The following is a 13,870-nucleotide window of genomic DNA, read 5'->3' as shown; positions in this document are numbered from 1 at the left end:
GGATCACCTGCGAGGTATCGCCGCCAGATTGGCGGAACTGGCTGAGTACGCCGACGTGCTGACGCGGACCTTGACCGAAGGCGGTGCGGTACCGCACCGGAGTCAGTTCCCTGAGCTCCCGATCGGACAGCGAGCCGCACAGGTCTCGAGCGACGCCAACTCGACGTTCATTGACGGGCTGTCCGTGGTGCGACGAAGTTTATCCCAGTTCAGCGACAACATTTCACTGGCCGCTGCCGGGTATGAACAAGCGGATTCCCGTGGAGCCGAGCGGGTACTCCGGACGCGGCCAGGCGGCATGCATGCCTAACGTGATAGAGAAGTATGGCATCGACATGTCGGATGTCCGGCGGATTGAGGGCTTGTTCGGTCAGAAGCTGCCGGACATTATCGAACCTCTGCGTCTGGCTGACGCTGACGTCGAGGCGCTACGTTTTTCCGCTCAACAGCATGGCGCGGTAGCTGACGAGGCTCTTCGCATGCACGCTGACCTCACACAGGTGCGAAGCAACGTGACCTGGGGTGGTCAAGCCGGCGCCGCGGCGACGGATGCCTTGGACGTTGTGCTGACGGTGCTCAAGTACATCGCCGCAATCATCCTGTTCATCGTCGGGGCGCTGCTTGCCCTGATCGCCTTGCTGCTGTACTCCATCGCCGCGCTCCTCCAATTGATTGGTAAAACGCTAGCGGTAGTGGCTGCCTGCGTTGCGGTCATCGTCATGATCGTGGCAATCATTCGGTCCGGCGGTCGTGGGCAGACGGGCCGACTCACCATGATCTGGGAATCGCTCCGTACCGTATTCAACACGACATACCTCGCCTCGCTCGGGATCACTGGCGCACTCGGCGACGGGCTCGGCTGGGTTTTCGAGCAGGCGGCGAAGGGCGTCATGTGGCTCGGCCTCTACCTAATCGAGGTCGGCGGCAACCTAACGGGGACCTCAGACGAAGAGATGGGACCCCTTCGCGAGGAGCGCAAGAAAATCTTCGACTGATCTGCGACCCACTTTGGTCACCGTGGCGGTCGGCCGTGCCGGTGTTCGTTCGCCACCCACCGAGCTCTGCACCGCAGGCGACTTCACGGCACGAGCGCTGACGTTCGACAGCAAGCTGCCGAGGGCGGATCTGGCTCGTACCGAGCTCAACGTCTACTTGATCTGACCCCGAGCAGCTATCTGCCAGCGGGCCCTACCCAGCCCGTCAACTGACCTGGCCGGCAGCGGTCACTCGGCCGTCCAAGGACGCTAGCCGGCCCGGCTCAGGAACACCTGGGTACGGGACTCGTCCAGGTTGGCCGGCAACCAGTCCGTCACCGTGATCGACCCGTCGGCCGTACCCGCCGGAAAGTGTTGTCGGTGGCGTTCGCCGGCGTCGCTGCTGCCGATGATCCTCCCGGCCGAATCTCGGTAGATCGCGTCGGCCACGGCGGTGACCGGCCCGGGGTATTCGCTCCGCGCCGTGAACGCCACGATCGTGGCCTTCGGCGAGCCGCTCCGGATCGTCCTGACGTTCGTCGCGGTCAGCGGCGACACCCAGCGCCGGGCATCGGCCGGGGGCAGCCAGGCGGCGTCAACCGCGCGGACGGTCATCGTCCGCACCGTCGTGTCGCTGTTGTTGAAGAAGACGGCGATGCCGACGCGTGCGCCGGGAAATATGGCATCGGTGCTGAGGATGTTCTCATCGCTCTTCGCCGCGTACTCGACGATGCCCTTTCCGGCCGGGTCGAGGTAGCGGGCGATGAAGCTCGGGGCGATGGCCACCTGGTCCCTGCTGGTGTTCTCGACGATGATCGCCGCCCGGACCGGCATGTACCGCTCCGGACGACCCGGTCCGCGGCCAGGAGTCAGGGTCTGCGCGACGGACTCGCGGAGCTGGATGAAACCCTGCTCGACGATGCGCAGTTGCCCGCCGTCGGAGGCCTGGGCTTTCCGGGCTGGCGGCGTGGCCGGCGGCACCATGATCGGGGTGGCCGGTGCGGTGCCGGGATCGGGTGTCTCGTCGCCGCCCCACCAGGTGGCGACGAACACGACGAGAAGAAGCACCGCCAGCACCGGGACCAGCGCCATCCCGCCGATCGGGGCACCGGGGACGTGGTGCCGGGAGCCGACGCGCACCTTCGCCGGCTTGGCGTTCGGCGTGCCGGGGCCGCTCTCCATCGTGGCCTCCCCCTCGTCGGACCCGACACATGGTAGGGGAGCGGTCGGGTCCTCGGGGCCCCGAGGACGGGACATCGGGCGGCGGGCGGGTGTCATAGCATCGCGACCGGTGTAGTCGGGTGTCGATGGACTTCCGCAGGTGCCGATCAAGGACGGACCCATTGCAGCAGGAACCGGAATTCCCGGCGACGGTCGAAGCCCGTCCGGCGGGCGACCGCGCGAGGTGGCGGGTCCCGATCCGACGGAAGGTGGCCGGTCTCGTCGGCGCCGCCGTTCTCACGCTCGCGTTGGTGGTGGGCCTGCTGGTCTGGCTGCGGCCGGACGGTCCGGAGGACGTGGCGCGGGCCTACCTCACCGCGATTCTGGACCGCGAGGTCGAGGAGGCACTGCGGATCGCCAAGGCCGAGCGACCGTCCGGCGAGTCCGGGTCGCTCCTGACCGCCATGGCGATCAGCGACGGCTGGGCGATCGGCACGACGACGGCGCAGAACGTCTCCGACGACCGGGCCGAGGTGATGATCAGCCTGACCGACACGGGTGGCGGCCCGGCGGTCGACCCAACGGCCTACCTGGGCACCTTTCAACTCGAGAACTCCGACGACGGCTGGCGGATCACCAACCCGTTCCTCGCGGTCAGCTTCGGGCCCTCACCGCTGTGGTACGTGGAGCTCGGCGGGCTCAGGCTGCCTCGGGAACAGCCGAAGTCACCGGACGACCCCGGCCCGACGTACCTGCTGTTTCCCGGGATCTACCGCAGCTACGCTGCCCACTCCGACCTGGTGACAGTGACCCCGGAGCGAATGCGCCTGGTGCCCGGATCTGACCGCTTCCGGAACAGACCCGAGGTGGTCGTGACGGAGCAGGGCAACCGCGCCTTCCAACAGGCGTCGGACGCCTTCCTGGACGAGTGCCTCGCCGCGCAGGCCAAGCCGGACCAGGGCTGTGTCCTCGACGTGGCGCGTGGCCGCTACGACACCCGGTACGGCTACGTGATGACCTCCGACGTCCGTAGCAGTAGCTGGACGCTCGTCCGTCGCCCGGCGGTGAATCTTCCCGGCCCTCAGGCGTACTCGGCCGACGGTTTGATGGTCTTCGACGGTCAGGTCACGATTCCCGGTGAGCTGCGGCTGACCGCGACCGGTCTGACCCTGGACGGCGGACAGCGGGTCTCCTTCACGATGGCCTGCCTGGTGACGGATCAGTCACTGGTCGCGGGGTTCAGGGCGGACGGCTCGATGTCCGCCACCTGGCTGGCTGCGCCTGAACGGAAGCCCGAGCCGTCCATCGTGAAGCGGATCAGCCTCGACTGCTACTGAGTTCCGAGCATGACGTCTACGGCCTGCGGCTGCGTAGGCCCGCTCCGTACACCAGTCACCGGGACGGGCGGCCGTGCCGGTGCTCGTTCGCCACCCAGGCGTCCGGCAGCGTGACCCACTCGTCCTGGGCCACCGGCACCACCGTGGCGTCGAGTCGGGGAAGCTGTCCCGGATCCTCCATCGGGCAGAGCAGCCACACCGCCCCCGCCCCACCCCGGGCCAGGTCCGCCAACTCCTCCAGCAGTTCCATCGCGCCGTACCGGGCCAGTGGCGCGGCGTCGAAGAGCAGCAGTGGCAGCCGGCGGTCCGGCAGCGCCAGCAGTTCCGGCCGGAGCTGCTGCCAGGTCCGGGCCGCGAACTCGGCGAGCTTCAACGCGTCCCGGGAGTTCGGGTCGGCCGCGTCGGCCGCGAGCACCGTCTGCCAGGTCGGCTTCGGTCGGGCCTCGACCAGGGTACGCAACTTCGCCAGGAACAAACCTGCCACGTTGCACGGACGCGCGTTCAGCCGGTTGACCAGTTCCGCCTGTGCAGGCTCATAGCGGTCGGTGCGCACCGTCAACGCCCGGAACCCGCCCTCCTCGCCGGTACGGCCGAGCTGCTGCTCGGCGCGGAGCGCCGCCGCGAGCTCCGGCGAGGCCGCGTTCCACACCGTCATCCTGCTGTCGGTCGAGCGTCGCTGGTTCGACGACATCCTGGTCGACGATCCTGCCCCCGGGCGGGCGTGGTAGGCCCGGTTCCGGTAGATCAGCGGGAATCCCGCCTCGGCGAGCAGGTGACCCAACCGGGGATGGTCCGGCAGCGGTGGCATCTCCGGGAATCGTGCCCGTACCCGCTCCTGGATGTGCTTCTCGAGCAGCTCGGCACGCCGATCAGCGGTCGACGGCGGCACCAGGCCGGCCTGGGTCAGCCGCAGCGCCCGTACCGGATCGAGGTCCCGGGGATAGATCTCCAGCCGGGGTGACGCCGCCGCGCGCGACGAGGCCACCGCCGCCAACTGCACCATCCGACGGTCGTCGAGCCGGAAGCCGCCGTCGCCGACGGTGCCGGTGACGGTGCCCGTGACGGCGGCCAGTTCACGCAGCACCGTCGCCGGGCTCGGTAGCACCTCCAGTTCGGCGAGCCGGTCCGCCGCCTTGCCGAGCGCATCGGCGAGGTCGAGCAGGGCGGGTGCGGACGGCGTGTCCGGTGACTCGTCGGCCGCCACCTCCAGGGCGATCAGCAGCCGGTCCCGGTTGGGGCTGCCCGGGGCCGGATCGCCGTGCCGGCGTACGGCGAATCTCGGCTCGTCCGACAGCGGATCGATTTCGACCGCGGCCCGGACCACGGCGAGCGCCACCGCCCGGCGTACCGGCTCGGACTGTTCCGCCGATCCGCGCCGCATCAGCAACGCGGTGGCGAGTTCGGTCGCCTCCATGATCCGACCGCTCTCGGCGAGCAGCGCGATCAGCTCGGCCCGGACGCTGGCCAGTACCGGATCGGCGTACCAGCGCTTGCGTTCGGTCATCAGGTACTGCGCCACCCGGCCGGCGGTCACCTCGATCCGCTTCGCCACCTGGGTCTGCAACGGCCAGGGGGGCAGGTCCGACAGGTGACCAGCCTCGTCGGGCAGGCCGAGCAGCAGCCGTACTCCCTCCACCTGCTTCTGGTTCGGATGCTGTGGCACCAGGAAGGCGGTGACCGCGTCGAGCCCGACCCGGGCCAGGTCCGCCGGTGATCTGCCGTCGGAGCCCGACTCCGTCTCCGCCCGTACCGTCTCGGCGGTGATCTCCGCCCTGGCCTCCGTGCGGTTCCGCGACGGCAGCGGCGAGGACTCCGGCTCGCCGAGTCGAGCACGCCACTCCCGCAGCCGCTGCTGCAGCTCGCCCCGGGTCTTGGCACCGAGACCCGGCAGGGTGAACAACTGCTTCGAGCCCAGCCCGAGCAGGTCGCCGACGGTGGTCGCGTCGAGCCGGTGCGCCGCCGACACCGCCCGGGGGGTCAGACCGGACGCCTCGAGTACGGTGGCCCGGGTCGCCCTGGCCGCCGCCTCGTCCCGGTCCGCGACGGTCGTCTCGACCTCGACGTCCGGGTGCTGCGAGCCGGCTGGATGCTCCGAGCCGACCGGTGCGGTGTGGTCGGACTGCCGGAACACCTGCTGCCAGGCGTCCCGCATCTCCTTCAGTGACGCGTGCCGCCGCGCCGCGTCCCGGTGCAGGGCCTTGTGAAAGAAGCCGACCAACGCGTTACGGATCGCCGGGTCGAACGCCTCGACCGCCAGCACCGGCGGCCCCTCGGTGTGCAGGGGATTGGTGAGATCGTCACCCCAGACCGGGATCTCGCCGGACGCCATCTCGTGCAGGGTGACCGCGACCGCGTACCGCTCGGCGTGGTCGTCGTAGATCGGCCGGCTGGTGGTGCCGAGGAACGGGTCGATGTAGCGGGGTGTGCCGGCCTCGATCTCGTCGACTGGCAGCGCGGCCAGCGAGAAGTCGAACAGGACGAGCTGACGGGTACGGTTCGGCCGGATCCGGATCGCGATGTTGTCCGGCTTGATGTCCCGGTGGAAGACCCCCTCGCCCTGGAGATGGTCAACCGCCCCGAACAGGTAGTCCGAGTACGTCTCCAGCTCATCGACGGTGAGCCGGCCGTCCTCGCGAAGCTTGCGGGCGAGCGTCTTGTCCCCGGCGTGCTCCAACACGATCATCCAACGCGGCGGGACCTCGATCGGCTCCTCCCGGGCGAGCCGGATCACCCGGGAGTCCTTGTGCAGGCCGCGCAGCACCTGGGCCTCGTGTGCCAGCCGGGACGCCTTCTCGTCCGAGAGCGCGACCTTCAGCACCTCCAGGGCGCCGGTACGGGTGTTCTGCGCCAGGAAGGCCCGGGAGGTCGAACCGGTGCCGAGCTTCTTCTTGATCTGCCAGTCGGCGACGGTGTCCCCGATCTTCGCCTCGAGGACGTCGATCTCCTCCTCGGCGACGGACGGCGGTGCGGTGAACTCCTCCTCGACCAGTTGGAGCATCTCCAGCAGCTCGGCCACCGAGGCGAGCCGGCGTGCGGGTATCGGGGCGGTCGCCGCCTGCACCAGTTCGTCCATGAACTCCGAGACCGAGTCGACCATCGACGACGGCCGCAGCCCGTCGTCCTTGGCCAGCCGCGCCAGCAGCTCGGCCCGGCTCGCCGCCGGTGGCTGCCCGGAGAGCAGGAGATAGGCGATGGTGCCCAAGCCGAAGACGTCCAGCGCCACCGGGTCCGGTGCCGGCGTGCTCAACTCCGGCGCCAGGTACGCCTCGGCGGAGCGCTCCAGATGCGCGCCCAGCCGGGACGAGGGGGAGATCCGCAGCCCGTCCGCGCTACCGCCGACCGAGTCCGGCCCACGGACCGCCGCCTGCCAGTCACTGATCTGTAGGTGCGGGCGTAGCCAGGCCGCATCCTCGGCCTCGCCACGGTGCAACTGCCCCGGGGTGACCAGCACCCCGCGAGCCGAGAGACTGCGGTGGTAGAGCCGGCGCCCGTGGGCGTAGCCGATCGCCTCCACCAGTTGCCGGACCATGCCGATCCGGGTACCGACGTCGAGCCGGTCGCCGTACTGGGCCATGAAGTGGTCGAGCCGGATCGCCCGGCGATCATGCCGGAAGATCAGTGCCGGTCCGCCCTCGTGCGGCTCCATCGTGTCGACCTGCACGATCCCCGGATGGCTGATTCCGTGCAGGGCGATCATCTCTCGCCGGGCCGCCCGCTCGATGCTGGCCCGCTCCGCCTTCGCCGAGTTCCGCTCCAGCAGGTAGATCCGGACCCGGCGGTGCTCGTGGGCGAACTGGGCGTGCTCGGCGAGATGGTCTTGCCAGGTCGGGCCGACGTCGAACGGCTTGGCGTCGAGCTTCCAGGAGCCGACCTGCTCGTACCGGCGGCTCCGGGCGATGCCCACCTCCTTGAGGAGTTTGGGCAGCGCCTTCGACAGCTCCGGCGTCACCTGTCGGCGCTCGTCACGAGGAAGTGCGCCGAGCAGTTCGGACCAGATCCCCGGCAGCGGTCCGGGAGCCTGGCCGGGCGCCGCCTCCGGCCCGTACACCCAGTGCAGTTGATGCTCGTCGAGTTGCACCTGGAGGCTCGGTACGGAGAGGAACACCGCGCCCTGGATGAACGGGACCTTCGGCCGGAGCCGCTGCTTGGCTGCCTGCCGGTCGAGCAGCGAGCGGAGTCGCTTCGCCTTCAGATCGGCGAGGTGCAGCGGGTTGTCGAAGGTACGGACGGACTGCTGGCCGCCCTGGATCCAGTTCGGCCCGCTGTTCGTAAGCCTGCCGTGCAGGCTCTTGATCTCGACCAGGTAGAGGCCGGCGCGGGTGGCCACCAGCAGGTCGACCTCGTAGACGTGTCCGGTGTCGGCGGTGAAGGTGAAGTTCGACCAGGCCCGGTACGGCTCGGCGTCGGGCAGGTGCCGGCGGATGTGCTCCAACGCCGCCCGCTCGTGGTCGAACTGGGACGGGGTTATCGTCGTCCACCGGCCGTCCTGCATCGGTGCACGCCTCCTGTCACGCCTGCGCTCGCGGACCTGATTCCACCCGGAGCGGCGGTAGGCGTCCCAGCGTAGTGAAGCCGCGCCCACCGCCGCGCCCGGGTCACCGTCGCGTGGCGCTCGGTAGCCGTCCGCCGCCAACCGCTGGCCGCTAACCGTCGGCGCCCGCGCCCGCCTCCGCCAGCCGGGCCAGGTGGTCGTCGGTGAGCGTGATGTCGAGCGCGGGCAGTGCCGCCGCGTACTGCTCGGGGGTGCGGGGGCCGATCAGGGTGACGAGCTCCGGATCGCGCTGGTGCAGCAGCCAGGCCAGCACGAGCTGGTTACCGGTCACCCCCAGCTCGGCGGCGATCTCGGCGACGGCGGCGAACCGGGCGTCCGCGTCCGGTCCCCGGTACGACGCCATCACGTGGTGGTCGCGGCGCTTCGCCAGGTCGTCGTAGCTGCCCTTCAGGATCGGCGAGTACGCGACCAGGGTCAGGTCGTCGTTCGCCCGCAGGTAGTCGAGCTGCTCGTCATCCACGATGGACAGGGTGTCCGCCCCGGGGCGGGGGCGGAGATACGAGTGCTGCTGTTGCAGGGCGACCGGTGCCGGCCAGCCGTACCGGTCGGCGAGCTGGCGGATCCGCTCCAGCCGCCAGGTCCGGACGTTCGACCAGCCGACGTACCGGGTCTTGCCGGCCGCTACCAGGCCGGCGAGCGCCTCCAGGGTCTCCTCCAGCGGCGTGTTCCGGTCGTCGACGTGCACGTAGTACAGGTCGACGTGGTCGGTGCCGAGCCGGCGCAGGCTGTCGTCGAGCGCCTGGCGGAGGGTCTGCGCCCCGGCACCCTCGTACTGCCGGCTGGCCGCCTGCGGGTCGTGCGGGTTGTCCCGGACCGCGTCCACGTCCCGGATCCAGGTGCTGCCCTTGGTGGCCAGGAAGACCTCGTCCCGCCGTCCGCCCCGCGCGAACCAGCGGCCGAGCAGGCTCTCGCTCTCGCCGCCCCGGAACGGCGGGCCGGGCCACCAGGCGTAGCAGTTCGCGGTGTCCAGGAACGTGCCGCCGGCGTCGAGGTAGCGGTCGAGCATCCCGAACGACGACTCGTCGTCGGTCAGCGTGCCCATCAACATGCAGCCGAGCGCGAACTGGCTGACCTGTTCGCCGGTCCGGCCGAGTGGCACCGTCTTCATCGGGTTCCTCCCCGTTGCCCATCCTGATGCGAAACCGCCAATGCTAGGCATCCGGGACGGCGCAAGGTCAACTGGAATTTTCCGGCCCGGCCGACGGGGCCGGAAGGCGGGGCCCGCCGGGCGGCACGCAATCGTCGTACCCGGGGGCTAGCCTGCGGTAATGGGTCGCAGCCAGTCCGTGCCACGGGGAAATGATCCGCGCTTCGGCGCGGACGCCGACGATTCCGGCTGTCCGATCCTGCACGTCGACATGGACGCGTTCTTCGTCGCGGTCGAGGTGCGGCGCCGGCCCGAGCTGCGCGGCCGGCCCGTCGTGGTCGGCGGGACGGGCCCGCGCGGCGTGGTCAGTTCCGCCAGCTACGAGGCCCGGAAGTACGGGGTACGCAGCGCCATGCCGGCGATGCGGGCCCGGGCGCTCTGCCCCTCGGCGGTCTTCCTGCCGCCCGACTTCGCGCAGTACACCGCGGCGTCCCGGGCGGTGATGGAGATCTTCCGTGACGTGACGCCGCTGGTCGAGCCGCTCTCTCTGGACGAGGCGTTCCTGCACGTCGGAGGTGCCCGCCGGCTGATCGGTCGGCCCGCCGAGATCGCCCGGCTGATCCGCGCCCGGGTTGCCGAGCAGGAGCGGCTGACCTGTTCGGTCGGGGTGGCGTCGACCAAGTTCGTGGCGAAGCTCGGCTCGACCCGGGCCAAGCCGGACGGAATGATCGTGGTCCCCGCCGACCAGGTGCTGGAGTTCCTGCATCCGTTGCCGGTCGAGGCGTTGTGGGGGGTGGGGGAGCGGGCGGCGGAGAGCCTGCGTCGGCTCGGCCTGACCACCGTCCGGGACATCGCCGAGGCGCCGATCGGGATGCTGCGGGGCAGCCTGGGTGATGCGGCAGCGTCCCACCTGCACGAACTGTCCTGGGGACGGGACCCACGAGGGGTCAGTCCGGAACAGGTGGAGAAGTCGATCGGGGCCGAGGTCACCTTCGACACCGACCTCGCCGATCCGGAGGCGCTCCGCCGGGCCCTGCTCGCGCTCGCCGAGAAGGTGGGCGTACGCCTGCGCGGGGCGGGGCAGGTGGGGCGGACGATCTCCATCAAGGTCCGTTTCGCCGACTTCCGTACGGTGAGTCGCTCTCGCACCCTCGGCGGCCCGACCGACGTCGCGCGTGAGGTTTTTGACACCGCCTGGGCACTGTTCGACGCGCTCGGTCCGGGTGACCGGATCCGGCTCGTCGGGGTCCGGGTCGAGGGGCTCAGCGATGCCGACCGGACGCCGCAGCAGCTCACCCTCGGTGCGCCGGAGCACGGTTGGCGGGACGCGGAGGCCGCGGTGGATGCCGCCGCTGCCCGATTCGGGCGTTCCATGGTGCGTCCAGCGAGTCTGTTGGGACGTGACAACCCGCGGCGGACGGAAAATCCGGCGCGGCCATAGGTCGTCCCGCTTTCCGACCCGCGAGCCCCCTCGTAGACTGGCGGGTAAGCAGCCGGTCGGCTGCCACGGTCTGTCGGTCCGAGCGGACCGACTCAACGTGACCGGGGAGGAGTGCCGTGCCGCTCTCGGAGCACGAGCAGCGGCTGTTCGAGCAGATCGAGCAGTCGCTTGCCGAGGACCCTAAGTTCGCCTCGGCTGTGCGCGCCAGCGACCCGCGTTTCCACGCGCGGCGTCGCCTGCTCGTCGCGATCAGCGTGATCATCGCTGGCCTTGCATTGGTTGTCTACGGCACGGTGAGCAAAACTCCGCTACTTGGAGTAGCGGGCTTCGTGGTGATGCTCGGTGCGGCCGCGTTCGCGATGCTGTCGCAACGTCGGGCGCAGTCACCGGATCTGCACGTGGTCGGCGGCACCACCAGCCGCCGGAGCCGCGGGCGACGCCTGTCGTTGGTCGACCGACTTGAGGAGAGGTGGCGTCAGCGGCCGGAAGGCCACCGCTGATCGAGTCTCCGTCAGTGGGCTGACCCCGCCGACGGTTTTGGCCGGATCGTTTCCGGCGACAAGTGGCAATGCTTCATGCCCGCACTTCCTCCAACCCTGGCTCGTCCGGTCAGCCTGAGCTGACCGGCGGGCCGTTTCGCATCCCGGCGGGCCGTTTCACATCCCGGCCACCCCAGACGCCAGAGATCCCCGTACCGGAGTACGGGGTTCTCTTCTCGTGCAGTGGATGTGCAGTGGATGTCGGGCCGGGCCGGGGCGGGACCTCAGCGGGACGGACGGCTGGCGAGGATCCGGCGCGGGCTCCACCGCAGCATGTAGTCCCGCAGCCGGCCGGTCTGCCCGACGAACCCGGCCGAGAGGTCCATGATCGCCGACCGCCAACGGAACAGCACGGACGGCGGCAGGGTGGCCGCCATGATCCTGGTACGTCGATCGGCACCGGCACTCAGTTCCCGCCGTACCGAGCGGAGGGCGCCATCCAGGGGACCGTGCCGCAACGGCTCCCGGGCGTACCTCGCCCGTTCCTCGGCCCGGCCCAGCAGGCGTACCGCCTCGCCGGCGGTTCCGGCGGACAGTTCCTCCCGTACCAGCCGGTCGGCCGTCGTGCGGGGAGTCTCCGCGGGATCCACCCGGATCCGGAAATCGACAAGGGTGTCGACGAGTTCGTCCCAGGCGGCGTGCGCGTCGGCCCGGGCCCGGGCCAGCTCCGATTCGCTCAGCACCACCCGGGCCACCCCCGGCGTCGCGTCGCCGCCCCCCGCCACGGTGGCCAGGGTGGTGGCCGCCGCGGCGGCCCGAACCTGACGTCTCCGGCGGAGCAGGACCCGTCGGAGGGCGGGCACGGTGAGCAGCAGCGCCAACAGCACCGCCACGCCGACCACGTACATCGGCCAACTCGGACCGCTGTCCTGGATCACGCCCCCGCCGTCGGCGGACGTCCCGTCGAAGGCCTCCTCGGGCCCGGCGGACGCCTCCGGTCCGGCCGACGGATCGGCCGCGGGGCCGGCGCTCGTGTCCGTCGTCGGGGCGGGCAGATCGGGCCGGTCCGGGTCCGGCGCGTAGTCCGAGCGCAACGAGCCGGGGACGTTCGCCGCCGGCGTGGGGTCGAACGGGACCCAGCCGATGTCCGAGAAGTAGACCTCGGTCCAGGCGTGCAGGTTCAAGTTGGTCAGGGTGTACGTGTTCTCCCGCCGGTTGTTGCCGTTGGTGAACCCGAACGCCACCCGGGCGGGAATGCCCGCCTCCCGGACCAGCCAGGTCATCGCGGCGGCGTACTGCTGGCAGAAGCCGGCCTTGTTGGTGAGGAAGTTGACGATGTCCTGCCCGCTGGTGCCACCCTCGGTGCTGAGCTGGTAGGTGAAGCCGTTGTCCCGGGAGAAGTAGTCGTAGATCGCCCGGACCCGTTCGTAGTCGTTCCGCTTGCCCTGGGTGAGCCGCGCGACCAGAGCGTTGACGTCGGCCGACTCCTCGACCCTGGTGTAGAGGGTGCGCAGCGAGTGCCCCTCCTGTAGCGAGGGGGCGGCCGCCAGCGCCTGCGGGCTGTACTCCGACCGTACGTAGTCGAAGGAGTACTTCCGGCCCTTCGACGACGCCCGGTTGGAGTAGACGACCTGCATCGTCGGGTCGTAGCGCCAGTTACCGTCCACGCCCCGGGTCGTCACCGGCTCGGCGTACACCGGTAGGAACGGCATGACGAAGTCGAGCACCTCGACGCTGGCCTGGTGCTCCGTCCGGGTGATGCCCTGGTTCGCCCGGCCCCCGTCGCGGGGGTCGGGCAGCCGAGCCGTCACCAGCTCGCCGTTGGGGGTACGCGGGACGAAGCCCTGGCGCCGAAATTCGTCGGCGACCGCGAACCGTAGATAGAACGGCTCCGGATCGTCGGTCGTCACCCGGACCATGTCGCGGACCTCGGAGCGGTTGAGTTCCCCGCTGAGCTGGGCGAAGAGGTTGATCCGTCCCGGCGAGCCGCCCAGCCCGGCCGGACCGTTGCCGTCGCCGCCACCACCGGCGTTCAGCTGGCTGAGCAGCCCCGAGGTCATCCCCGGCACGGCCAGTGGCAGCAGCACCGCGACCGCGACGCCGATGACCGCCAGGCGGCGACCGGCGGCGGCCAGCGGAGACGGCTCCCACACGTCCACGTCCCGCCCGTCACCGGTGAACCGGCGCCCGAAGTGGCGGACCCGGTCGACGTTGTCCGCGGCCAGCAGCCAGAGGAAGCCGACCGCCCCGATGACGAAGGGCACCGCCGAGACGCTGTCGACGTGCACCGCCACCGGGACCGAGTAGATCGCCAGCATCGGCAGCCCGGCCAGGGCCGGGCGGCGCAACCCGACGGTGAGCAGGTCCACGACGATCGCCACCGCCCCGACCCCGAACGCGGTCAGGAAGAGCAGTGAGTCGAGGTCCTGCACCGGCACCCCGTACGACCGCATGTCCTCGCCGGAGGCGGCGACCAGCGAGCCGAAGTGGGTGAGCGTGCCCGGGGTGGGCAGCAGGCTCAGCAGCTCCTCGCCGCTGGGGAAGATCCAGGTCAGTCCGAACAGCAGCGCGGCGAGCATGCCCAGCCCCTGCGCCCAGACCGGCCCCCGCCACCACCGGACCAGCGTCGCCGTACCGGCGACCAGACCGACCACGACGGCGCACTGCACCAGCCAGGTCCACCGGTCGTAGATCGTGGACAGCGGTGCCGCGGCGAGCAGGGTGGCCGCGGCGGCCACGAACCCCAGATGACGGCGTCCCCTCATGCCTTCTCCCCGTCCCTGCCGATGATCCGACCGCTCCGTCCGGCGTTCCGTGTCATGCCGTACCGACCTGTGGC

General features: G+C 70.4%; 8 protein-coding genes. 4 read left to right on the top strand and 4 right to left on the bottom strand.

Annotation, left to right across the window (positions count from 1 at the left end):
* The first annotated feature begins 242 nt into the window (after nt 1-242).
* Entirely contained in the window at nt 243-995 is a 753-nt protein-coding gene (locus ACFP2T_RS30090; protein WP_377427561.1) for a hypothetical protein, read from the top strand.
* A gap of 249 nt (nt 996-1,244) precedes the next feature.
* Here the strand turns inward: ACFP2T_RS30090 and ACFP2T_RS30085 are convergent, their stop codons facing one another.
* A complete protein-coding gene (locus tag ACFP2T_RS30085) occupies nt 1,245-2,156 on the bottom strand; it encodes a hypothetical protein (protein ID WP_377427558.1) in 912 nt (303 codons plus the stop codon).
* Nucleotides 2,157-2,404: 248 nt separating this feature from the next.
* On the opposite strand from ACFP2T_RS30085, the gene ACFP2T_RS30080 reads away from it, so the two are divergent.
* Nucleotides 2,405-3,472: a hypothetical protein gene (locus tag ACFP2T_RS30080; protein WP_377427557.1), complete on the top strand. Its 1,068-nt coding sequence runs from the start codon at nt 2,405-2,407 to the stop codon at nt 3,470-3,472.
* A gap of 55 nt (nt 3,473-3,527) precedes the next feature.
* On the opposite strand, the gene pglW is transcribed toward ACFP2T_RS30080, so the two are convergent.
* The gene (pglW, locus tag ACFP2T_RS30075) at nt 3,528-7,964 is read right to left on the bottom strand and encodes a BREX system serine/threonine kinase PglW (protein WP_377427555.1); all 4,437 of its coding nucleotides are present in this window, start codon (nt 7,962-7,964) and stop codon (nt 3,528-3,530) included.
* 151 nt (nt 7,965-8,115) lie between these two features.
* Nucleotides 8,116-9,132, bottom strand: coding sequence for an aldo/keto reductase (locus ACFP2T_RS30070; RefSeq protein ID WP_377427553.1), 1,017 nt, complete (start codon nt 9,130-9,132; stop codon nt 8,116-8,118).
* A gap of 160 nt (nt 9,133-9,292) precedes the next feature.
* On the opposite strand from ACFP2T_RS30070, the gene ACFP2T_RS30065 reads away from it, so the two are divergent.
* Nucleotides 9,293-10,552: a DNA polymerase IV gene (locus ACFP2T_RS30065; RefSeq protein WP_377427550.1), complete on the top strand. Its 1,260-nt coding sequence runs from the start codon at nt 9,293-9,295 to the stop codon at nt 10,550-10,552.
* A 116-nt stretch (nt 10,553-10,668) separates the two neighbouring features.
* Nucleotides 10,669-11,052 carry a DUF3040 domain-containing protein gene (locus ACFP2T_RS30060; RefSeq protein WP_377427547.1) on the top strand — a complete coding sequence of 128 codons (384 nt, stop codon included), beginning with the start codon at nt 10,669-10,671 and terminating at the stop codon, nt 11,050-11,052.
* 263 nt (nt 11,053-11,315) lie between these two features.
* Here ACFP2T_RS30060 and ACFP2T_RS30055 read toward each other — a convergent pair whose 3' ends face one another.
* Nucleotides 11,316-13,796, bottom strand: a complete 2,481-nt coding sequence (locus ACFP2T_RS30055) for a transglutaminase TgpA family protein (RefSeq protein WP_377427545.1) — start codon at nt 13,794-13,796, stop codon at nt 11,316-11,318.
* Between the last annotated feature and the right edge of the window lie 74 nt (nt 13,797-13,870).

Source organism: Plantactinospora solaniradicis (genome assembly GCF_042658085.1).
Taxonomy (GTDB): Bacteria; Actinomycetota; Actinomycetes; order Mycobacteriales; family Micromonosporaceae; genus Plantactinospora; species Plantactinospora solaniradicis.
The sequence above is the reverse complement of the archived record's forward strand: the minus strand, read 5'-3'. Positions and strand labels throughout refer to the sequence as shown.

Coding starts and splice junctions, on each gene's coding strand:
- ACFP2T_RS30055 (WP_377427545.1), bottom strand. CDS start 13,796: ATGAGGGGACGCCGTCATCTGGGGTTCGTGGCCGCCGCGGCCACCCTG.
- ACFP2T_RS30070 (WP_377427553.1), bottom strand. CDS start 9,132: ATGAAGACGGTGCCACTCGGCCGGACCGGCGAACAGGTCAGCCAGTTC.
- pglW (WP_377427555.1), bottom strand. CDS start 7,964: ATGCAGGACGGCCGGTGGACGACGATAACCCCGTCCCAGTTCGACCAC.
- ACFP2T_RS30085 (WP_377427558.1), bottom strand. CDS start 2,156: ATGGAGAGCGGCCCCGGCACGCCGAACGCCAAGCCGGCGAAGGTGCGC.
- ACFP2T_RS30090 (WP_377427561.1), top strand. CDS start 243: ATGAACAAGCGGATTCCCGTGGAGCCGAGCGGGTACTCCGGACGCGGC.
- ACFP2T_RS30065 (WP_377427550.1), top strand. CDS start 9,293: ATGGGTCGCAGCCAGTCCGTGCCACGGGGAAATGATCCGCGCTTCGGC.